We start from the raw sequence: 19874 nt of genomic DNA, 5'->3' as shown, positions 1-19874 counted from the left end.
CTCCCGCCTCCAATTGCATCGGCCGGTCACGTGCCCTGACAGGAACGTGATTTCCGTCCGGCGTGACGCGTCACGTTAATGGTCTATGGCAGTCCGCTGCCGCAGGCCCTCCATCTCAACCTGGCGCCCCTTTCTGCACTAGCTCGAAAGCAGCTCCTTCGCCAGAAGCGTGATCCGGGTCGCCGCATTGAGGTCGTACGCACCCAGATCCTTCGGTTCCACCCAGGCATGGGCATCAAACTCTTCGTTGATCGTAACGTCACGGTTCAGTGCTTCGCAGTCGAAGATCAGCTAGATCATGTGAATCTGCTCGCTGGAACCGTCCGGATAGAGCTTGGTGCGGATGTCGTCGCGGAAGGTCCATGGTTGAACGGCACCGATCTGCAGCGCGTGCCCCAGCTCTTCGCGGATCTCCCGGCGCAGGCCTTCCTCGATGCGAAGGATTGTATGAAGCCCGGCGGCATCCCGATGAGTTGCAATTGATTTAGCGTGGCAGGTCACAACGAATCTGCGCGACGCGCCGGCTTCACACCCTGCCGCCGCCCACTTCGCAATAGTGCGGGGGTCCTCGTTGTTCGAGTGGTTCATGTCCCCTCCTCCTGCGCCCGTACATCACCTGCCCCGGCGACGGCGCATTGCCATCTACATCCTGCTGGGCTTGTATGTTGCCTACCTCCTGGCCGGCAACATCTTCCTCAACACGCCACTGTTCGACCAGGTCACCAACCGCAAGCCGCACAAGTTCGTGATGACCACCGGGCCGGCCATTACGCTGTTGCCCGGCCACGTGATCGCCTGGAACGTGCACATGCGCGGCCACGTGAACCACACCGTCTACGTGTTGCATGCAGACCGCGCCAGCGCCCGATTGGCGGTGCTGCCCCTGTTCCAGCGCGAGGTGCGGGTGCCAAGGCTGCAGGCCACCGGAGTTTCCGCCGAGATCAGCCGCGTTGAAGAAGCCATTCCTTCACCGCCGCGCAGCGACCAGGGCTGGACCTTGCGTTTCGACGCCATCCACAGCGACAGCATCCGCAGCGCACGCTTCGGCAAGCTGCTGATCATCGGCAAGGGCGAGGGTACCGTGGGGTTCCTGAAGCAGCTGCGTGGCGGCCCATCCGAACTGTTCGATTCCGAGGTCTCGTTCAGCAAGGCAGACACCAGCTATGACGGCGTGCAGCTGTTGGGCGACATGGATCTCACCGCGCGCTTCAGCTATCCGCGCCATTATCGCGACCAGGCGCCCGGCCTGGCCAAGTTGAAGCTGCTGCATGCCCAGCTCGAGGTCGACGCCCGCAGCCAGGGACTGCGCATGGATACGGATGTCACAAAGCCGAAGATCTCCAGCGCGCCCGTGCCCGGCCGCCTGCAGCTGGCGCTGCACCTGATCGACGGCCAACTGCAGCCCAGGGACCACGCGCTGTGGCAGGTGCCGCTCTATCTGGGTGACGGCGCCCCCGATCGCGGCGTGCTGGCCCTGCAGCTCAACGTGGCCAACGACCTGCGCCTGCAGGCCCGCCTGCCGCCAAAGCCCGGCTCAGGCAGCGAAGTGGACGCGGACCTGCACATCACAGGCCGTGATATCCCCTTCCAGGACCTCGCTCAGTTGTTGGAGCGCAGTTCCGGCACGGTGCGCGGCGAATGGACGTTCACCTCACTCAACTGGATCCCTGCCCTGTTCGTCCGCAAGCCATGGCTGCAACTGGACGGCGGCGGCACACTGAAGGCCGACCTGCGGCTGCGCAACGGCGAGCTGAGCGAAGGCAGCACGGTGGACATTCCCTCTGCCGAAGCAGTTGCCGAGGTCGCCGGCGTCCGGCTTGCCGGTGCCGCCAGCGCGCACGGGGAACTGAAGTCAGGCGCTCCAAATCTGGCCCTGCTTGCCGTCCGCCTGCCCCGCTTCACCGCGCGTCCCACCGATGCCAAGGACGTTCGGCTGTTCGATGGTCGTGATCTGGCGCTGGATCTGACCGGCGACGGTCGCCTGCAGGAGCTGCGCAAGGGCGTGCGCGCGCACCTGAGCTTCAGCGAAGCCACCATTCCAGATCTGTCGGCCTACAACCGTTATCTCGGTTCAAAACAGGTGCGCCTGCTGCGCGGCACCGGCTCACTCAGCGGTGATGCCACCCTCGATACCGATGGCCGCGTTGGCCATGGCACGGCCCGGCTGTTGGGGCGCAACGCCAGTGCCAAGGTGGCGGGGCTGGACATGGGCGGCGACGTCGACGTGAACGCAATACTGCGCCGCGGTGACTTCAACCAGCGCCATTTCGACCTGTCCGGCACCACGGTCGAGCTACGCAACGTGCAGGTGGCGGGTACGGAGCGCCCAACCGCCTGGAAAGGCCGCGCGGCCTTCAAACGTGGCCGTATCGATGCGCAGTCGCCATTCCAGGTGGATGCCACCACGGATCTGGATCTCAGCGATGCCCGTCCGTTGCTCGCGCTGTTCGCAGAGCGCACCGACTACCCACGCTGGACGCTGTCCCTCCTCGATTCCGGTCAGGTGCAGGCACAGGCGACGCTGCGCTGGCGCCCCGGCCATCTGGTCATCGATGGACTGCAGGCCGAGAATGATCGCCTGTCGGTACGCGCGCGGCTGGATCTTCTGGAACAGCGCAAACGCGGCGATCTCTACCTGCGCTGGGGACTGCTGGGGGCGGGCATCGAGCTGGACGGTGACCGGCGCCAATGGCATCTGTCCAAGGCACGTGAGTGGTTTGATCAACAGCCTTCCCTGCTGCCAGCAAGCCAAGGCACGAGCGCCGCCGGCTCTTCAGACTGAGAGGGCCCGCAGCCTGCATCCATTCGCGGCCTCTGTGCGTATACGGGAGCATGCGCATCAGGGAGCTGTACGGTATGAAGCGGAGTTCACAGATTTCCGGTCTTCTGGGATGGGTGACGATCACCTTCGCGGCGGCCGCCCTGGGCGCGTGGGCATCCACATCGGCGGCCACCTTCTACGCCACCCTTGCCCTCCCCGGGTGGGCACCACCGGCCAGCGTCTTTGGCCCGGTGTGGACGCTGCTTTACGCCATGATGGCGATTGCCGCGTGGCTGGCCTGGCGCGAACGTGGCTGGCGTGGGGCACGACCCGCGCTGGTGCTCTATCTGGTGCAGCTGGCCGTCAACGCACTGTGGAGCTGGCTCTTCTTCGGCTGGAGGCTGGGCGCGCTTGCCTTCGCCGACATTCTTGTATTGATTGTGCTGGTGTGCGCGACGATCGTGACGTTCGCGCGCACCCGCCCGATTGCGGGGGTGCTGCTGCTTCCTTACCTGGCCTGGATTTCGTTCGCCTCGGCGCTAAACTTTGCGGTATGGCGAGCCAATCCCGGACTGCTGTGACAAGGTCGCCTGCCGCTCACGCCTGGGCAATGGCCTGCGGGCGCCAGGTCCGCAGCAGGGCCGGCTTGAATGCCTGCTGGCCGCAGCCGGTGGGGCACCGCACCACCCGTGCAGCAGTATGGCTGACCAGGCCCCGCCCTTCTTCCGCCTTGAAGATCGTCTCGCAGGACAGGCAGCGGGCAACCAGCGAATACAGGTGCAGCAGCCGGCCACTGGCCGGGTCCTGCAGCGCATCCACATCCAGCAGTTCAAACTGGCAGCTGTCAGCCAGCATGCGGTACGGGGACAGGGGCGCGGGCTGCAGGTTCACGGGGCGGTCGCTCAGGGAAGTGGATCCACTCTAGGCAATGACCTGTCGAGCTGATGTGCAGCGGAGATGTATTCTTCGCGAAAACTGCAAGTGCTCGACCTCGTCCCCACATGAAGAATTCAGCTTGGACAGAAGCACGCTTCACACGCATACACTGGTAGGCGAATGCATGATTTTGCTTCACCATTGAGGGGTACCGGATGTACCACTGGGCCTTTCCAGCCATCCACGAATGATGAGTCCCGCCCTTGATGCCTTCTGCTGAGTCCGCGCACGACACTGCCTTGTCCAGTTGCGCGCGCGAACCGATCCACACCCCCGGCGCGATCCAGCCCTATGGTGTGCTCCTGGTCGTTGAACCGCAGTCCCTGCAGGTGCGCGAGCGCGCCATCAGCCATCCCGGCCTGCTGCAGCAGTTCGGCGAACCGTTGACGCAGCATGTCAGCGAGGTGTTTGGCGGCGTGCTGGCGCCGTTCCAGGGCCTGTTCCAGCAGGCCGTGATCGGCAGCAGTGCCCATGTCGGTGCCGTGCATCTGGATGGCCTCGGCCGGCATCAGTTGCTGGTGCACCGTTCCGCCAACGATCTGCTGGTCGAACTGGAAGCACCGGTTCCCGGCCAACCGGGCTCACTGGAAGAACTGTATCCGGCCATCCGCGAGCTGATGACCGGCATTGAATCGGCGGCGACCGTGGAAGACCTGTGCAGGCTTGCGGCCGCGCACATGCGGCGGCTCACCGGCTTTGACCGCACCCTGGTCTATCAGTTCGATGCCGGCTGGAACGGCATCGTGGTGGCTGAGGATGGCAACGGCCTGTTGCCGTCCTACCTGGACCTGCGCTTCCCTGAGTCGGACATTCCCGCGCAGGCCCGCGAACTATATCGGCGCAACCGGGTCCGCCTGATTGCGGACAACAACTACACCCCTGCCCCGCTGATGCGGGCCGAGGACCATCGCGACGCGCCGCCCACCGACCTGAGCCTGGCCGTGCTGCGCAGCGTCTCGCCCGTACACCTGCACTACATGCGCAACATGGGAACTGGTGCGTCGATGTCGGTATCGTTGGTGCATGAAGGCCGGCTGTGGGGCCTGGTGTCCTGTCACACCGTGCAGCCGCGCCGCCTGCCGTACCACGTGCGTACTGCCTGCGAGTTCATGGGCCAGATCCTGTCGCTGCAGATTGCGTTGAAGGAGCGTGCGCGTGCGATCGAAGAGCGCGTGGCCCGGCGTTCTGTGCTGGTCAAGCTGCTGGCACGCATGGCCGGTGATGAGGACTTCATGGCCGCACTGCGCGACGACGAGGCCAGCCTGCTTTCGCTGACTGGCGCGGCCGGCGCGGTGATCGTGCACAAGGGCGATTGCCTGCGTGTCGGCCAGTGCCCTTCTGCCAGCGACGTGCTGGCCCTGGCGAATTGGCTGGCCACGCAGCAGGCCGGCCAGGAAACCTACTGCACCGATCACCTGGCAGCCGACTGGTCGCCTGCCGCGCACCTGGCCGACGTCGCCAGCGGCCTGCTGGCGGTGTCCATTTCGCAGCTGCATGACAGTTACCTGATGTGGTTCCGCCCGGAAGTGGTGCGCACCGTGCGCTGGGGTGGCGATCCCCGCAAGGAAGCAGCACCGGGCGTGGCGCTGTCTCCGCGCAACTCGTTCGAGGCCTGGAAGGAGACCGTGCAGCAGCGCAGCCTGCCGTGGAGCGATGCTGACTGCGACGCAGCACACGAGATGCGCACGGCCATCGTCGATATCGTGTTGCGCAAGGCCGAGGAAATGGCCGAACTGAACGAGCAGCTGCTCCGCAGCAACAAGGAACTGGAAGCCTTCTCCTACTCGGTCAGCCACGACCTGCGCGCTCCGTTCCGTCACATTGTCGGCTATTCCGAACTGCTGGGCAGCTCGGCGGGCGAGCGCCTGAACGATACCGAGCGCCGCTTCCTGGACACGATCGTGGAATCGGCCAAGTCCGCCGGAACACTGGTGGATGACCTGCTCAGCTTCTCGCAGATGGGGCGCTCCACCCTGGGGCGTGTGCGGATGGACATGACCGCGCTGGCCGAGGATGTGCGCCGGAGCCTGGCCCTGGACTACGCCGGCCGCGACGTACAGTGGACGCTCGCACCGCTGCCGGAGGTCGAAGCCGATCCGACGATGCTGCGCCTGGTCTGGCAGAACCTGCTGGCCAACGCGATCAAGTTCACCCGCGAGCGCGACCAGGCTGTTATCGAGGTCGGTCACGAACGCAGCGACGACGAAGACCACTTCTTCGTGCGCGACAACGGCTGCGGCTTCGACATGCGCTACGTGGACAAGCTGTTCGGCGTGTTCCAACGCCTGCATCACGTCGAAGAGTTCGAAGGCACGGGCATCGGCCTGGCCAATGTACGCCGCATCATCAGCCGCCATGGCGGCCGTACCTGGGCCGAGGGCGAGCCCGGCAAGGGCGCCACCATTCACTTCACCCTACCCCGTTCCACAGGAGATCACCCATGAGGGACCTGCGGCCGATCCTCCTGGTTGAGGACAGCCCCAAGGATGCAGAGCTGACTCTGGCCGCATTGTCGCGCTGCCAGCTGCTGAACGATGTCATCCATGTACGCGACGGCGCCGAAGCGCTGGACTACCTGCGCTGCGAAGGCAAGTTTGCCGGCGCCATGCACGGCGGCCCGGTGGTGGTGCTGCTGGACCTGAAGCTGCCCAAGGTCAACGGCCTGGAGGTGCTGGAACAGGTGCGTAGCGACCCGGATCTGAGCAGCACGCCGGTGGTGATGCTGACCTCTTCGCGTGAAGAGCAGGACCTGGTTCGCAGTTACGAACTGGGCGTCAACGCATTCGTGGTCAAGCCGGTCGACTTCAAGGAGTTCTTCGACGCCATCCAGGGGCTGGGCATGTTCTGGGGCATCACCAACCAGCCGCCGCCGCATCGGCCCAACGGCTCGGGGCAGCACAATGCGTGATGGATCGCGCCGCAGCGAGCGCCTGCGCATCCTCATGCTGGAGGACAGCGCGCTTGATGCGGAGCTGATCAGCGCACAGTTGCAGCGCGCCGGCCTCGACTTCGAGGCCGAGCGCCTGTGGACCCGCAATGCGTTCATCGAGGCCATCGACAACCGTGCGTTTGACGTGATCCTCGCCGATCATGTCCTGCCAGGCTTCGATGGTGACGCAGCACTTGCCTTGGCACGCGAACGCGTGCCGCAGACGCCTTTCATCTTTGTTTCCGGCACGCTGACCGAGGAACTGGCGGTACAGGCACTCACGCGCGGTGCGCGCGACTACGTGGTGAAGCAACGCCTGCAACGCTTGCCCGATGCGATCCGCCGCGCCCGCCAGGAGGCGCACGAGCGTACCCAGCTGGCCAATGCGCAGGCCGCGCTGAACGAAAGCCAGGCCCAGCTGCAGCAGGTAACCGATGCCGTCCCGGCGCTGATCGCCCAGTTGGACAAGGACCATCGCTACCGGTTTGCCAACAAGGCGTTTCTGGACTGGCACGGATTCAGCCTTGCAGAACTGTTGGGGCGCGCGGCACGGGATGTCAGCGGGACTTCTGCCTTCGAGCACGCCCTGCCCAGCCTGGAGCGGGTATTGCGGGGCGAACGCACCAGCTTCCAGGTCGAACTGATCCACCGCAGCGGCGAATCACGGTTCGTGCAGATGGACTGCGTGCCTGAGCAAGCCGCCGATGGCAGCGTGGTCGGCTACATCTGCATGGGCAGCGATGTTTCACTGTTGAAGAAGGCCGAACTGGCGCTGCGCGAGGACAACCAGGTACTCGAACGACAGGTGCAGGCGCGCACCACCGAACTGAGGGCCAGCAAGCGGCGCCTGCAGGCGATCTTCGAATCCAGCTTCCAGCATCAGGTGCTGCTGGATCTGTCCGGACGCGTGGTTGATGCCAATGACGCGTCACTGGCCGCGGTGCTGGCAGACAAGGGGGACGTCATTGGCCAGCGCTTTGGCGAATCGATCTGGTTCGGCACAACCGATGGCATCGGCGCGCTGATCGACCGGGCCGTCGCCGCAGCCGTACAGGGCCGGAGTTCGTTGCATGCACTGGAGCTGGAGCTCCCGACCGGCCGGCGCAGCTTCGATTTCTCGTTCCGTCCGCTGCTGGATACCGAAGGCGTGGTCACAGCCGTGGTTTCCGAGGCGGTGGAAACCACCGCGCGGCTGCAGGCTGAACATGCGCTGCGCCAGTCACAGAAGATCGAGGCGGTCGGCCAGCTCACCGGCGGCATCGCGCATGATTTCAACAACATCCTTACGGTCATTTCCGGCAACGTTGAGCACGCCATGCTGCTCAACGAGCGCGCAGGCGAACCCGGTGCGATGGTCAGCCGTGCGCTGGACAATGCGCTGAAGGGCGTGGGCCGTGCCGCCAGCCTGACCCAGCGCCTGCTGGCCTTTGCCCGACGCCAGCCGCTGCACAGCCAGGCCGCCAACCTCAACGAGCGCCTGCTGGACATGCACGACATGCTGCAGCGTGCGCTGGGTGAGCTGGTGCAGCTGGAGATCCGCAGCGCGCAGGACATCTGGTGCGTGGAGATCGACGTCAGCCAGCTGGAGGCCTCCGTACTGAACCTGGCGGTCAATGCCCGCGATGCGATGCCACATGGCGGCCGGCTGGTGATCGAGGTCGACAACAGCCACCTCGACCACGATTACGCCGCCCTGTTCCCGGATGCAACGCCGGGCGAGTACGTGATGCTGCGGGTGCGCGACAACGGCCACGGCATGGACGCGGCTACCCTGGCGCGCGTGTTCGAACCGTTCTTCACTACCAAGCAGGTCGGCCGCGGCACCGGGCTTGGTCTGTCGATGGTGCATGGCTTCGTCAAGCAGTCCGGCGGCCACGTGCTGATCGATTCGGTGGAAGGCGGCGGCACCAGTATCACCATGATGTTCCCGCGCTCACCGCTGGCCCTGCCCTGCGAAGCACGTGCGCCGCAGGTTGGCCTGGCCGGTTACGCGCCGCGCGAGGAAACCGTCCTGGTGGCCGAGGACAACGACGATGTGCGCGCGCACACGGTTGATTCACTGCGCCTGCTGGGCTACCGCGTACTGGAAGCGCATGACGGACCATCCGCACTGCGGTTGCTGGAGCGGCCGGACACCAGGGTCGACCTGCTGTTCTCCGACGTGGTGATGCCCGGCATGTCGGGCTGGGAGCTGGTCCGCGAGGTCCGCGAGCGCTGGCCAGAAATTGCCGTGCTTTTCACATCGGGCTATCCACGCGACCACGAAGCGGTGGGCAGTCAGGGGCGGTTCCCAGCGCTGCTGCCGAAGCCGTTTACCCGCAGTGACCTTGCGCAGGCGGTACGCACCGCGCTGGACGCTGCCGCGCACTGAGCTCACGCGGCCGGATCACGCATGCCTGCCGCGATCCGGTTGATGTCCGCGCACTCCACCGTCGCAGGCGGATGCTCTCTTCCGGCCAGTGCGATCATCGCCTGGCCCACCGCCAGATTGCTGGTGACCAGTGAAGGGACGAGTGCGCCAGCCAGTTTCATCAACGGCGCGCCACCCCAGTACAAGGGCTTGAGCACCGCGTGGCGCGTGCCGGTTCCCGATACCGGCCGCACGCCGCCCGGGCGCAGCATCACGGTACGCACCGGCTGGGCCTGCAATGCGACCTCGGTCTCGCCCTTGATCCTCAACGGCATCAGCCGGCTCCGAGGGTCCGCACCGGCACCGGATACATACAAAAAAAACCCTTCGGGATTCGCAGCCGCCCAGGCACGGGCCACCGCCAATGTCGTGTCCAAGGTCACGCGCCGGTATTCGGCCTCAGTGGTGCCGACCGGTGGTGCGCCGGCGCAATAGAAGCAGGCATCGAATCCGGCCAGTTCTTCCAACCGCCCCTGGATACGCAGGAAGTCCGGAACGATCAGTTCGCTGCCGGCTCCGCTCAGACTTCCCGGGTGGCGGACCAGCGCTGTCAGGCGGGACACATGTGGTGAGCGTTGGCAAGCCAACGCCACACCCTGCCCGACCAGGCCTGCGGCACCGGTCAACAGAATCCGTAATGCGCCCGTCCCGACCATCGTCGCCCCCGCTAGAGTTTCACGAAACGCTGGATCTTCCGCGCCAGCCAGCCACTGAACACCAACGGCGCATCCAACGCGGACACGCAGATACAGGGAACCCCGGGCGCAGTCACCGGCTGATGCTCCACGTCTTCATCCAGATCCGCCACGTCGCCGGGCGCGAACAGCCCCAGCGCATCGTTGTACGAGCCCCGCAGGATCTGGGTCAGCTCGCTGCGGCCGTGGCTGTGCATCGGCAGGCACTTGCCCGGGGCGATCTTCAGCATTATCAGCGAAGGCATCTGCTCTGCACGGATGCAGTGCACACCCGGCGCCATCCAGCGCCAGCGCAGGCCACTGAGCGACGCACCGAAATACGGGTGAAGCGAAGCAGGAAGATGGTCCGGATCGGCCTCGGGCCGCTCCTTCGGCACGGGGCGTGCGACCCCAGCCATGGCCATCGGCGCTTCCGCGGCCAGTTGCATCAGCATCGCCTCACGCAGCTGTTCGCGTCGCGTGTCGGCTGCGGGTGGCTGGGTCTGCTCCAGCAGCACCGAGCCGATCGCCTCTGCGTCGCGCAGGCGGTGACGGCAATGCGGGCACTGCTCCAGATGAGCACCGGCCACGATGCTCAATGGCGCCGGCAGCGCGCCGGCGGCATAGCTCATCAGGGTGGATTCGTGCAAGTGGTGATGCGGGTTCACGACGCACCTCCCACTTTGGCCTGTAGTTGCAGAAACGCGCGGCGCAGGTGTGATTTGACCGTCCCCAGCGGCATGCCCAGCGCCTCTGAGATCTCGCTGTGGCTCTTGGCCTCGAAATAGGACATCCGCACCAGCCGCGCCTGCACCGCGGGCAACTCGTTGATGCGCTGGCGCAGCCGTGCCTGGTCTGCGAACTGCTCGGCGCTGCTGCGCTCGATCACGTCAAGTGTGGCAGCATCCTCCACCGCTGACTGCACCTGCATCCAGCTTCGCTCGCGACGGATGCGATCGATATGCAGGTTCCGCGCAATCCGGTACAGCCACGTACTCAGCGCGCCCTGGGCCGCATCGTAGTCGGCCGCTCGCAGCCACAGGCGCAGCAGGCATTCCTGCGCCAGTTCCTCGGCAACCGCATCCGGTGCACCCAGGCCGCGCAGGTACACGCACAATCGCGGCATGAAGTAGTCGTAGATCCGCATGAAACAGTCGCGGTCGCGCAGGCGCGCCACGCCGTCCATGTCACCGGCCCAGTTCGTCGGCTCGCTGCTCGGCTGCTGGGAACTGGACACGGTGCGTGCGCTATCGAAGTTGAGGAGTGTGCTGGCGGCGTCAGGGTACATCTGGGTTCGCAGCGGGCGGGTGAAGGTCTGTCCTCTGTACGCGCAGGGGCAGCAATTGGATGCAGCCGGCGCTGTGCATCCAACCGGCCGCCGCTGCCGTACGCCCTGAGCCCTCCCTTCCGGATCACGACCAATGCGCACTGCCTGGCTGCTGCTGTGCCTGCCTCACGCCGCGCTGGCGGCACCCTGGCTGCGAAGCGAGGGCGTGGCCACCTCCGCGCAGGGCGACATCCTCTACCGTGAAGTGCACTGGCGGCGAGAGGCAACGGAGGGAGCCGAGCGCTGGGTGCTGTACCAGTGCCCGGATGGCCAACCCTTCGCCCGCAAGCATCTGCCCGCCAGTGCCCGCCCGCAGGCACGGGGTTACTCGCTGGAAGACCGCCGCAGCGGCCAGGCTGCTGTAGTCGATGCCACTGGCGACTCGGTGTCGATTGCCTGGAAGGAGGATGCCGCCAGCGAGCTGCGGCGGCGCCAGCTTGAACTGCCACCGGACGCGGTGATAGATGCAGGGTTCGACGCCGCGGTGCGCGCGCACTGGCCGGCGCTGCTGCGCGGCGAACGCATCAGCCTGCCCTTCCTGGTGCCGGGACGGCAGCGCTATTTCCCGGTGCAGGTGCGGCGCATCGGTCCGGTACGTTGGCAGGGTATCGATGGCCAATCGATCGGCGTCAGTCTGGACACCTGGTACGGCGGCGTCGCGCCCCGCCTGTCACTGGTCTATGCCAACGCCGACCGTCGCTTGCTGGAATTCCGCGGCACCAGCAACCTGCGTGATGCCCGCGGCAGCTACCCGCAGGTGACGGTGCGCTTCAGCTCGCCAGCTGCCGAACGCCCGGCAAGCGACTGGCAGCGGGTATGGACCCAGCCCTTGGTTGACGGCTGCACCGTGACGCCCGGGTGAAGGCGAAATTTTCCGCGTCGCGTCGCATCCACTGCACGCTCTGCTGCGTACAGATAGCCAAGACACCCGCCGAGATCCGCCATGGCCTCTGTAGCGCCCCTCCCCCGTCGACGCTGGCGCCTGCTGCGTACGTTGCAGCGGTGGGTCGATACCAGCAACGCCACAGAGACCACCGGCGAACAGCCAGGACGCATCGACTGGATGCGCGCGGTACCCTTTGCACTGATGCACCTGGCCTGCATCGCGGTGATCTGGGTAGGCGTGTCATGGACGGCGGTCGTCATGGCCACCGCGCTTTACGCAGTGCGCATGTTCGCCATCACGGCGTTCTATCACCGCTACTTCTCGCACCGCACCTTCCAGGCATCGCGTCCGGTGCAGTTCGTGTTCGCAGTCATCGGCGCCTCCAGCGTGCAGCGCGGTCCGCTGTGGTGGGCTGCCCATCATCGCCACCACCATCGTCACGCCGACCAGCCATTGGATCCGCACTCGCCGCGCGAAGGCGGATTCTGGCGCAGCCACATGGGCTGGTTCCTGACCCGCGAAGCCTTCGCCACGGATCTGTCGCGGGTACCTGACCTGGCACGCTTCCCCGAGCTGCGCTGGCTCGACCGCTTCGATACCGCAGTGCCGGTCGTGCTGGCCGCAGCGCTGTACGCACTGGGCGCCGCCCTGGAGCACTGGGCGCCTGGCCTGCACACCTCGGGACCGCAGTTGCTGGTCTGGGGCTTCTTCATTTCCACCATCGTGCTGTTCCATGCCACCGTCACCATCAATTCGCTGGCGCACCGCTTTGGCCGCCGCCGCTTCGAGACCCGCGACGACAGCCGCAACAACCTGTGGCTGGCGCTGCTCACCTTCGGTGAGGGCTGGCACAACAACCATCATTTCTTTCCCGGCACTGTGCGCCAGGGCTTCCGCTGGTGGGAAGTGGACCTGACCTGGTATGGGCTGCGCGCGATGGCGGCGCTGGGCCTGGTCAAAGGGCTCAAGCCCATCCCCGAGTGGGTTCTGGCCAAGGCGAGGTACTGAGATGCGCATCGCGGTCATCGGCTCGGGTATCGCGGGGCTGGCCAGTGCCTGGTGGCTGGATGGCCAGCACGACGTCACGCTGTTCGAGGCCAACGATTACCTCGGCGGGCACACCCATACCCACGACGTGCAGGTGGCGGGCAGAGGCATGGCGGTGGATACCGGTTTCATCGTCTTCAACCCCCAGCACTATCCCTTGCTGACGGCGCTGTTCGACGAGTTGGGCGTGGCCTCGCAACCGACCACGATGAGTTTCTCCATGCACAGTGAGCGCAGCGGTGTGGAGTACAACGCCACCTCGCTGGATGGGCTGTTCTGCCAGCGCCGCAATCTGGTATCGCCGCGCTTCTGGGGCATGCTGGCCGACCTGCGCCGGTTCTATCGCGACGCGCCGTTGCTGCTGGCCGAAGAAGACGGTCCCACGCTTGGCGAGTACCTGCGCAGCCAGCGCTATGGCGAGGCGTTCATCGACGAGCACCTGCTGCCGATGGCCTCGGCGCTGTGGTCCTCGCCGACCGCTACCGTGCAGGCGTTCCCGGCGCGCTACCTGGCCCAGTTCATGGCCAATCACCAGATGCTGCAGATGACCGGGCGGCCAAGCTGGCGGGTGGTCAGCGGGGGATCGACGCGCTACGTGGATGCGCTGCGTCGCCGCTGGCGTGTGCATGAGCGGCTGCAATGCCCGGTCAGCAGGGTCGAACGCATGCCCTGGGGTGCACGCGTGCACAGCAGCGCCGGCGTGGAGGCCTTCGACGAAGTGATCCTGGCCTGCCACAGCGACCAGGCACTGGCGTTGCTTGCCGACGCAGATCCCATCGAGCGAGAGGTCCTCGGCGCCATCCGCTATCAGTCCAACGAGGCGGTACTGCATACCGATGCGTCATTGCTGCCGCGCAACCGCAAAGCGTGGGCGGCCTGGAACGCGCACGTGCCACAGGATCGCGCGGCGCCCTGCACGGTCAGCTACTGCATGAACCTGCTGCAGGGCCTGCCGGGCGACATCCCCCTGGTAGTGACCCTCAACCGCAGAGAGGCGATCGATCCGGCCAAGGTGCTGCGGACCCTGCATTACGCGCACCCGGTACACGACCACGCTGCAGTGCGCGCACAGCAGCGCTGGGCGGAACTGCAGGGCCGCCGCCACACATGGTTTGCGGGCGCCTATTGGGGCTGGGGCTTCCATGAGGATGGCATCCGCAGTGCCCGCCGCGTGGTCGATGCCCTGCAAGCCTGCGCTCCACATCGGCTGGCATCCGCCTCGGATGAGGTGGCGGCATGAGTGCCAGCGCACTCTACATCGGGCAGGTGATGCATCGCCGGCATCATCCGCATCCGCATGCGTTCCGTTACCCGGTTGCACAACTGCTGCTCGACCTGGATGAACTGGAGACCGTGTTTGTCGGTCGCTGGCTGTGGTCGGTCAATCGCCGCAATCTGGCCGAATTCCGCCGCAGCGACTACTTCGGCGACCCCGCCCGACCACTGGCCGATGCGGTGCGCGACCACGCTGCAGGCACGCTCGGCTACCGGCCGACCGGCCCGGTGCGCCTGCTCACCCATCTCCGCTTCGCCGGGCATGTCTTCAACCCGGTCAGCTTCTACTACTGCTACCAGGCCGACGGCCGCACGCTGGACTGCATCGTCGCCGAGATCACCAACACGCCCTGGAAGGAACGACACACCTATGTGCTGCCGGTCGCTACCGCCACGCACGAAGGCAGTTCACTGCGTTGGCAGTTCGACAAGTGCTTCCATGTCTCGCCGTTCATGCCGATGGACTGCCGCTACGACTGGCGGTTCAACCGCCCGGACCAGGACCTGCGCGTGCACATGCAGGTCTGGCGCGACGGCGTGCGCCAGTTCGATGCCACCCAGGCCATGCAGCGACGTGCCCTGGATGGCCGCGGACTGGCCCGGGTTCTGGCCTGCTATCCCCTGATGACCACCCAGGTGGTGGCCGCCATCCACTGGCACGCACTGCGGCTATGGCTGAAGCGCAACCCCGTACACGACCACCCCACCCTTGCCGGGAAACCGCGATGAACTCGATGACACCTTCGGTGGCCCTGCCGCGCCCCGGTGCGCTGGACGCCTTCCTGCGCCGCCGCCTGCTGGCGCAGCTTGCCCCCCTGCGCGACGGCCGCCTATGCGTGCGCGATGCACTCGGCGAAGTCTGGCTGGGCGACGCCCGTGGCGAACTGCATGTCACTGTTACCATCAATGACCACGCGTTCTATCGCAAGGTTGCTGCCCAAGGCAGTGTGGGCGCAGGTGAAAGCTATATCCAGGGCGAGTGGCACTGCGATGATCTGGTCGCCCTGATACAACTGCTGGTACGCAACCGCGAGCTGCTGGACGGCATGGAGCAGGGCCCGGCCCGTGTGGCTGGCTGGCTGCTGCGCGGATGGAACCGGCTGCACCGCAACAGCCGTGAGGGCAGCCGGCGCAACATCGCCGCCCACTACGACCTGGGCAACGATTTCTTCGCCCTGTTCCTGTCGCCTGACCTGATGTATTCGTCGGCGCTGTTCACCGGCGAATCCGAATCGCTGGAGTCCGCCTCGCGCCGCAAGCTGGACCGCATCTGCCAGCAGCTCCAGCTCAAGCCGGGCGATCGCGTGGTGGAGATCGGCACCGGCTGGGGTGGTTTTGCGCTGCACGCCGCGCAGCACTACGGCTGCCACGTCACCACCACCACCATCTCCGCCGAGCAGCACGCGCTGGCTGCCCAGCGCGTGCAGGCAGCGGGCCTGCAGGACCATGTCACGCTGCTGATGCAGGACTACCGCGACCTGCAGGGCCAGTTCGACAAGCTGGTATCGATCGAGATGATCGAAGCCATCGGCGCGGAATACCTGGACACCTACATGGCCACGCTGCAGCGACTGCTGAAGCCCGATGGTGTTGCCCTGCTGCAGGCCATCACCATCGAGGATCATCGCTACGAGCAGGCCCGGCGCAGCGTCGACTACATCAAACGCTATGTGTTCCCCGGCAGCTTCATCCCATCGATCAACGCGATCATGGCCGCCAAGACGCGTTCCAGCGACCTGCAGCTGATCGCCCAGCAGGACTTCGGCCATTCCTACGCGCTGACCCTGCGCGCCTGGCGCCAACGCTTCCTTGCGCAGCTGCCTGCCGTGCAGGCGCAGGGGTTCGATGCCCGCTTCTGCCGTCTGTGGGATTTCTACCTGGCCTACTGCGAAGGCGGTTTCCTGGAGCGTTCGATCGGCGTCTCGCATCTGTTGTTGGCGCGCCCGGGCCATCGGCCCGCGGGCGCACCGGGTGAAGGCAACTGAAATGCGCCGGTTCTGGCCCAATCTGCTTGGCAACCAGCTGGTCTGGCTGTGCGCGGTAGCCGGCGCGGGCCGCGGCTGGCAGTGGCCTGCGTTGCTGGCCGCGTCGCTCTACATCGGCAGCCAGCTGCTGGCGTCGGCGCATCCGCGACTGGACCTGCGGCTGCTGGTGCTTGCGCTGGCCTGCGCCTGGCTGGTCGATGCCACTGCGGCCGCCAGCGGCACCGTGCGCTACGCCGCTGCCCCGCTGGGATGGGCGCCGCCGCCCTGGATCATGGCCTTGTGGGCGGCATTCGCCATGACCCTGACCACCTCGATGCGCTTCCTTCAGCGACACCCTGCCCTGCCGCCTCTGTTCGGCCTGCTGCTGGCGCCACTGGCCTACCTGTCGGCCGCGCGTGGATTCGATGCGGTGCAGTTCAACAGCCCGATGTGGCATGGCGTCCTGGTGCTGGGCGCAGGCTGGGCCATTGCGCTTTCCCTCCTGTGCCGCGCCGCCCGTGGCGGTCCGCGTTCCACGCCACAACCACCTCTGGTCGGAGCGTCATCATGATCAACCTGCTCTGGGTGCTGCTCTACGCGGTACTGGTGATGAGCTGGGGCTGGGCCTGGCAGCGCCGCCACCACAACATCGGCGTTGTGGACGTACTTTGGGCCAAGGGCGTGGGCGCCGCCGCGCTGCTACTGGCGTTGCTGGGCGAGGGTGCGGTCACACCACGGGTGGCGCTGGCTGTGCTCGGTGGCCTGTGGGGCGGTCGCCTGGCCCTTCATCTCTGGCACCGGGTCCGGCACGAAGAAGAGGACGGGCGCTATCGCTACCTTCGTGAGCACTGGCAAGGACACCAGGGAAAGATCTTCGGGTTCTTCATGGCACAGGCACTGCTGGTGGTGCTGTTTGCCCTGCCCTTCGTCGCGGTCGCCGCCAATCAAACCGCAGGCACGGCACCCTGGGTGATGGCGGCTGCGCTCGTCTGGCTGCTGAGCGTGGGCGGAGAATCGCTGGCCGACCAGCAGCTGGCCCGGTTCCGCGCCAACCCGGCGAACAAGGGCCGCACCTGCCGTGATGGACTCTGGCGGTATTCCCGCCACCCCAACTACTTCTTCGAGTGGCTGCACTGGTTCACCTACGTGCTGCTGGCCGTCGGCTCCCCGCTGTGGTGGCTGGCCTGGCTCGGCCCCGTGCTGATGTATGTGTTCCTGCGCTATCTCAGCGGCATCCCGTTCACCGAGAAGCAGGCCCTGCGCAGCCGCGGCGACGACTACCAGGCCTATCAGCGCAGCACGCCGATGTTCTTTCCCTGGTTCCCCCGCCCTTCCAAGGAGCATTCCGCATGAACGCGATCCCCTCACTGAATCCTGCCGAAGACGCGGAAACCGGGCTGATCGCCTGGGCCGAACGCGGGCTGGTCCCCGATGCGGCGCTGCGTGCGGGCATCCGCCGCTTGTGCGCGCGACGCCTGCATGAGGAAAGCGAGGGTGGCATCGAAGGCCAGTCGGCGCGCTTCAGCCGGCGCATCGCCGAGCTGGCCGACAGCCCACTCGCATTACACACCGACGCAGCCAACCGACAGCACTATGAAGTGCCAGCAGCCTTTTTCCAGGCCTGCCTGGGCAAGCGACTGAAGTACAGCAGCTGCTACTACCCCACCGGGCGCGAAACGCTGGACCAGGCGGAGGACGCGATGCTGGAACTGTACGGCCAGCGCGCAGGCCTGGCCGATGGCCAGCAGATTCTCGAACTGGGATGCGGCTGGGGCTCACTGACCCTGTGGATGGCAGAACGCTACCCGCAGGCCAGCATCACCGCCGTTTCGAATTCGCACAGCCAACGCCAGCACATCATGGCGCAGTGTGAAGCCAGGGGGCTGCGCAACGTCGAGGTGATCACCCGCGATGTCAACCAGCTTGAGCTGCCCACGGCACGCTTCGACCGCTGCGTGTCGGTCGAGATGTTCGAACACGTGCGCAACTACGAGCGCCTGCTGGCGCGCATCGCGCAGTGGCTGAAGCCAGACGGTGCGTTGTTCGTGCATATCTTTGCCCATCGCACGCTGATGTACCCGTTCGAAACCGAGGGTGGCGACAACTGGATGGGCCGCCATTTCTTCACCGGCGGACTGATGCCGGCCGCCGATACCCTTCTGCATTTCCAGCGCGACCTGCGGCTGGATCAGCGCTGGTTGCTGGACGGCACCCACTACCAGCGCACCGCCGAGCACTGGCTGGCCAATCAGGATGCGGCACGCGACCGGGTGATGCCGATACTGGCGGCGACCTATGGGCCGGCGGCTGCGCGGATCTGGTGGCAACGCTGGCGGATGTTCTGGATGGCGTGTGCCGAGCTGTTCGGCTACGACGACGGCCAGCAATGGCTGGTGGCCCACTACCTGTTCCGTCCCCGCTGAGGTGTGACATGCGCAAGTTTGCACTGCTTCCCCTGATCGCGATCGGCCTGTTCGGTTCCGGCTGCAGCTCCAGCGACACGCGCCCACTGCCGCGTGCGCCATCGGTGGATGTGCCACGCTTCATGGGCGATTGGTACGTGATCGCCCATATCCCGTCCTGGCCCGAGCGCGAGGCCTACGATGCGGTGGAAAGCTATGCCCTGAAGCCGGACGGGCGCATCCAGACCAACTTCACCTATCGCAAGGGCAGTTTTGATGCGCCACAGAAGTCGATGCACCCCATCGGCCGTGTCGAGAAGGAAGGCAATGGCGCGATCTGGGGCATGCAGTTCATTTGGCCGATCCAGGCTGAGTACGTGATCGCCTGGCTCGACGAAGGCTACCGCCAGACCATCGTGGCGCGAAGCAAGCGTGATTACGTCTGGTATATGGCCCGCACCCCGCAGGTGTCGGACAGAGACTACCAGCAGGCAGTCGAGCGGATTGCGGCGATGGGTTACGACACCCGCACGCTGAGGCGGGTACCGCAGTCGGTGCGATGACACCGCACCCTCGTCCCCGGTGGATCGTCCTGGAGCAACAATCGATCATCAATCATTGCAACGTGGTGCTTTCACCATGCGCCCTTCAGATACGATGCTGGGCAAGCCAGCAGGGTCTGAACGGATACACGATCGATGGACAGCACTCCGGACAATACCATCACAGCCTCCTGGAATGGCTTCGTCGTCCGGCAGATCCTTCCGTGCGATCTCGACCTCATCTGTGCCCACCGTGAAGCGATGTTCCGTGAAAGCGGCCGGAGCGAAGAGGTCCTGCAGCAGATGGCCGCCCCGTTCCGTAGATGGCTGGAGCCGCGCCTGATGTCGGGCGACTACTTCGGCCATGTCCTTTCCGACAATGGACAACCCATCGCAGGCATCGGCCTGATGCTGATCGACTGGCCGCCCCACCCCGCCCATCCAGAGCAGGACTCGCGCGGCTACGTACTTAATGTCTACGTGGAGCCCGGCTACCGGCGTCGCGGCATCGCCCGCCAGCTGATGAAGCTGGCCGACCACGCGTTCGCCGGGCGAGGCGTGGCCTACGCGGTGCTGCACGCTACCGCCCAAGGGAAGCCTCTGTATGCCGATCTCGGATGGGCTGCGACCAGCGAAATGGCCCGCGACCTGCGCAGCGGGGGCGACGTGCCCTGAAGGGCCTGACTGTGGCCTGACGATCCACTGCATCAATCGGCAACAC

Annotated in this window: 20 protein-coding genes; 15 read left to right on the top strand and 5 right to left on the bottom strand. The window is 65.9% G+C overall.

Features of this window, described 5'->3' with window-relative positions; all coding sequences use genetic code 11:
• Nucleotides 1–291: 291 nt before the first annotated feature.
• On the bottom strand, nucleotides 292–588 hold the full coding sequence (locus AC5P6E_RS05330) for a hypothetical protein (RefSeq protein WP_495230742.1): 297 nt from the start codon (nucleotides 586–588) through the stop codon (nucleotides 292–294).
• Between AC5P6E_RS05330 and AC5P6E_RS05325 the strand changes: the two genes are divergently transcribed.
• Complete coding sequence (locus AC5P6E_RS05325) at nucleotides 587–2782, top strand: AsmA family protein (protein WP_317614316.1); 2196 nt, start codon at nucleotides 587–589, stop codon at nucleotides 2780–2782. The two genes, AC5P6E_RS05330 and AC5P6E_RS05325, sit on opposite strands and share 2 nt — an antisense overlap.
• Nucleotides 2783–2856: 74 nt before the next feature.
• Complete coding sequence (locus tag AC5P6E_RS05320; RefSeq protein ID WP_029550759.1) at nucleotides 2857–3342, top strand: TspO/MBR family protein; 486 nt, start codon at nucleotides 2857–2859, stop codon at nucleotides 3340–3342.
• A 16-nt stretch (nucleotides 3343–3358) separates the two neighbouring features.
• Here AC5P6E_RS05320 and AC5P6E_RS05315 read toward each other — a convergent pair whose 3' ends face one another.
• Nucleotides 3359–3652 carry a hypothetical protein gene (locus tag AC5P6E_RS05315; protein WP_010485774.1) on the bottom strand — a complete coding sequence of 98 codons (294 nt, stop codon included), beginning with the start codon at nucleotides 3650–3652 and terminating at the stop codon, nucleotides 3359–3361.
• 251 nt (nucleotides 3653–3903) lie between these two features.
• Here AC5P6E_RS05315 and AC5P6E_RS05310 point away from each other — a divergent pair, with 251 nt between their 5' ends.
• Genes AC5P6E_RS05310 through AC5P6E_RS05300 form a run of 3 tightly spaced genes read left to right on the top strand, consistent with a single transcriptional unit; the run spans nucleotide 3904 to nucleotide 8997 of the window.
• The gene (locus AC5P6E_RS05310; protein ID WP_100445642.1) at nucleotides 3904–6141 is read left to right on the top strand and encodes an ATP-binding protein; all 2238 of its coding nucleotides are present in this window, start codon (nucleotides 3904–3906) and stop codon (nucleotides 6139–6141) included.
• Nucleotides 6138–6605: a response regulator gene (locus tag AC5P6E_RS05305; protein WP_010485778.1), complete on the top strand. Its 468-nt coding sequence runs from the start codon at nucleotides 6138–6140 to the stop codon at nucleotides 6603–6605. The genes AC5P6E_RS05310 and AC5P6E_RS05305 overlap by 4 nt, the downstream gene beginning before the upstream one ends.
• A complete protein-coding gene (locus AC5P6E_RS05300; protein WP_043395700.1) occupies nucleotides 6598–8997 on the top strand; it encodes a hybrid sensor histidine kinase/response regulator in 2400 nt (799 codons plus the stop codon). Before AC5P6E_RS05305 ends, AC5P6E_RS05300 begins: the two co-directional genes overlap by 8 nt.
• 2 nt (nucleotides 8998–8999) lie before the next feature.
• Here the strand turns inward: AC5P6E_RS05300 and AC5P6E_RS05295 are convergent, their stop codons facing one another.
• The 3 genes from AC5P6E_RS05295 to AC5P6E_RS05285 are packed head-to-tail and all read right to left on the bottom strand — an operon-like array spanning nucleotide 9000 to nucleotide 10998.
• Entirely contained in the window at nucleotides 9000–9692 is a 693-nt protein-coding gene (locus AC5P6E_RS05295) for a Rossmann-fold NAD(P)-binding domain-containing protein (protein WP_317614314.1), read from the bottom strand.
• 11 nt (nucleotides 9693–9703) lie between these two features.
• On the bottom strand, nucleotides 9704–10378 hold the full coding sequence (locus AC5P6E_RS05290; RefSeq protein ID WP_019337473.1) for a ChrR family anti-sigma-E factor: 675 nt from the start codon (nucleotides 10376–10378) through the stop codon (nucleotides 9704–9706).
• Nucleotides 10375–10998 (bottom strand): sigma-70 family RNA polymerase sigma factor, encoded by a 624-nt coding sequence (locus AC5P6E_RS05285; protein ID WP_019337472.1) that lies wholly within the window; start codon nucleotides 10996–10998, stop codon nucleotides 10375–10377. The genes AC5P6E_RS05290 and AC5P6E_RS05285 overlap by 4 nt, the downstream gene beginning before the upstream one ends.
• Nucleotides 10999–11131: 133 nt before the next feature.
• Here AC5P6E_RS05285 and AC5P6E_RS05280 point away from each other — a divergent pair, with 133 nt between their 5' ends.
• From AC5P6E_RS05280 to AC5P6E_RS05235, 10 genes are all read left to right on the top strand, one after another.
• On the top strand, nucleotides 11132–11899 hold the full coding sequence (locus AC5P6E_RS05280; RefSeq protein ID WP_109814625.1) for a hypothetical protein: 768 nt from the start codon (nucleotides 11132–11134) through the stop codon (nucleotides 11897–11899).
• A gap of 81 nt (nucleotides 11900–11980) precedes the next feature.
• Nucleotides 11981–12931 carry an acyl-CoA desaturase gene (locus AC5P6E_RS05275; RefSeq protein WP_262102639.1) on the top strand — a complete coding sequence of 317 codons (951 nt, stop codon included), beginning with the start codon at nucleotides 11981–11983 and terminating at the stop codon, nucleotides 12929–12931.
• 1 nt (nucleotide 12932) lies between these two features.
• The gene (locus AC5P6E_RS05270; protein ID WP_227199411.1) at nucleotides 12933–14210 is read left to right on the top strand and encodes an NAD(P)/FAD-dependent oxidoreductase; all 1278 of its coding nucleotides are present in this window, start codon (nucleotides 12933–12935) and stop codon (nucleotides 14208–14210) included.
• A complete protein-coding gene (locus AC5P6E_RS05265) occupies nucleotides 14207–14974 on the top strand; it encodes a DUF1365 domain-containing protein (RefSeq protein WP_049409823.1) in 768 nt (255 codons plus the stop codon). The genes AC5P6E_RS05270 and AC5P6E_RS05265 overlap by 4 nt, the downstream gene beginning before the upstream one ends.
• Nucleotides 14971–16230 carry a class I SAM-dependent methyltransferase gene (locus AC5P6E_RS05260; protein ID WP_495230741.1) on the top strand — a complete coding sequence of 420 codons (1260 nt, stop codon included), beginning with the start codon at nucleotides 14971–14973 and terminating at the stop codon, nucleotides 16228–16230. Before AC5P6E_RS05265 ends, AC5P6E_RS05260 begins: the two co-directional genes overlap by 4 nt.
• A gap of 1 nt (nucleotide 16231) precedes the next feature.
• Complete coding sequence (locus tag AC5P6E_RS05255; protein ID WP_495230740.1) at nucleotides 16232–16780, top strand: DUF2878 domain-containing protein; 549 nt, start codon at nucleotides 16232–16234, stop codon at nucleotides 16778–16780.
• Nucleotides 16777–17562, top strand: coding sequence for a DUF1295 domain-containing protein (locus tag AC5P6E_RS05250; protein ID WP_010485798.1), 786 nt, complete (start codon nucleotides 16777–16779; stop codon nucleotides 17560–17562). Before AC5P6E_RS05255 ends, AC5P6E_RS05250 begins: the two co-directional genes overlap by 4 nt.
• The gene (locus AC5P6E_RS05245; RefSeq protein ID WP_019337465.1) at nucleotides 17559–18632 is read left to right on the top strand and encodes an SAM-dependent methyltransferase; all 1074 of its coding nucleotides are present in this window, start codon (nucleotides 17559–17561) and stop codon (nucleotides 18630–18632) included. Before AC5P6E_RS05250 ends, AC5P6E_RS05245 begins: the two co-directional genes overlap by 4 nt.
• Before the next feature lie 8 nt (nucleotides 18633–18640).
• Nucleotides 18641–19174: a lipocalin family protein gene (locus tag AC5P6E_RS05240; protein ID WP_495230739.1), complete on the top strand. Its 534-nt coding sequence runs from the start codon at nucleotides 18641–18643 to the stop codon at nucleotides 19172–19174.
• A 135-nt stretch (nucleotides 19175–19309) separates the two neighbouring features.
• Nucleotides 19310–19828: a GNAT family N-acetyltransferase gene (locus tag AC5P6E_RS05235; RefSeq protein WP_019337463.1), complete on the top strand. Its 519-nt coding sequence runs from the start codon at nucleotides 19310–19312 to the stop codon at nucleotides 19826–19828.
• The last annotated feature ends 46 nt before the right edge of the window (nucleotides 19829–19874 follow it).

Source organism: Stenotrophomonas sp. YJH_SMC_16 (genome assembly GCF_059367875.1).
Note: the sequence above shows the minus strand (reverse complement) of the source record. Positions and strands in the feature narration are given on the sequence as shown.

Excerpts from the sequence above, each read along its gene's own strand:
- AC5P6E_RS05325 (WP_317614316.1), top strand. The coding sequence starts at position 587 with ATGTCCCCTCCTCCTGCGCCCGTACATCACCTGCCCCGGCGACGGCGC.
- AC5P6E_RS05330 (WP_495230742.1), bottom strand. The coding sequence starts at position 588 with ATGAACCACTCGAACAACGAGGACCCCCGCACTATTGCGAAGTGGGCG.
- AC5P6E_RS05320 (WP_029550759.1), top strand. The coding sequence starts at position 2,857 with ATGAAGCGGAGTTCACAGATTTCCGGTCTTCTGGGATGGGTGACGATC.
- AC5P6E_RS05310 (WP_100445642.1), top strand. The coding sequence starts at position 3,904 with ATGCCTTCTGCTGAGTCCGCGCACGACACTGCCTTGTCCAGTTGCGCG.
- AC5P6E_RS05305 (WP_010485778.1), top strand. The coding sequence starts at position 6,138 with ATGAGGGACCTGCGGCCGATCCTCCTGGTTGAGGACAGCCCCAAGGAT.
- AC5P6E_RS05300 (WP_043395700.1), top strand. The coding sequence starts at position 6,598 with ATGCGTGATGGATCGCGCCGCAGCGAGCGCCTGCGCATCCTCATGCTG.
- AC5P6E_RS05295 (WP_317614314.1), bottom strand. The coding sequence starts at position 9,692 with ATGGTCGGGACGGGCGCATTACGGATTCTGTTGACCGGTGCCGCAGGC.
- AC5P6E_RS05285 (WP_019337472.1), bottom strand. The coding sequence starts at position 10,998 with ATGTACCCTGACGCCGCCAGCACACTCCTCAACTTCGATAGCGCACGC.
- AC5P6E_RS05280 (WP_109814625.1), top strand. The coding sequence starts at position 11,132 with ATGCGCACTGCCTGGCTGCTGCTGTGCCTGCCTCACGCCGCGCTGGCG.
- AC5P6E_RS05275 (WP_262102639.1), top strand. The coding sequence starts at position 11,981 with ATGGCCTCTGTAGCGCCCCTCCCCCGTCGACGCTGGCGCCTGCTGCGT.
- AC5P6E_RS05270 (WP_227199411.1), top strand. The coding sequence starts at position 12,933 with ATGCGCATCGCGGTCATCGGCTCGGGTATCGCGGGGCTGGCCAGTGCC.
- AC5P6E_RS05265 (WP_049409823.1), top strand. The coding sequence starts at position 14,207 with ATGAGTGCCAGCGCACTCTACATCGGGCAGGTGATGCATCGCCGGCAT.
- AC5P6E_RS05260 (WP_495230741.1), top strand. The coding sequence starts at position 14,971 with ATGAACTCGATGACACCTTCGGTGGCCCTGCCGCGCCCCGGTGCGCTG.
- AC5P6E_RS05255 (WP_495230740.1), top strand. The coding sequence starts at position 16,232 with ATGCGCCGGTTCTGGCCCAATCTGCTTGGCAACCAGCTGGTCTGGCTG.
- AC5P6E_RS05250 (WP_010485798.1), top strand. The coding sequence starts at position 16,777 with ATGATCAACCTGCTCTGGGTGCTGCTCTACGCGGTACTGGTGATGAGC.
- AC5P6E_RS05245 (WP_019337465.1), top strand. The coding sequence starts at position 17,559 with ATGAACGCGATCCCCTCACTGAATCCTGCCGAAGACGCGGAAACCGGG.
- AC5P6E_RS05240 (WP_495230739.1), top strand. The coding sequence starts at position 18,641 with ATGCGCAAGTTTGCACTGCTTCCCCTGATCGCGATCGGCCTGTTCGGT.
- AC5P6E_RS05235 (WP_019337463.1), top strand. The coding sequence starts at position 19,310 with ATGGACAGCACTCCGGACAATACCATCACAGCCTCCTGGAATGGCTTC.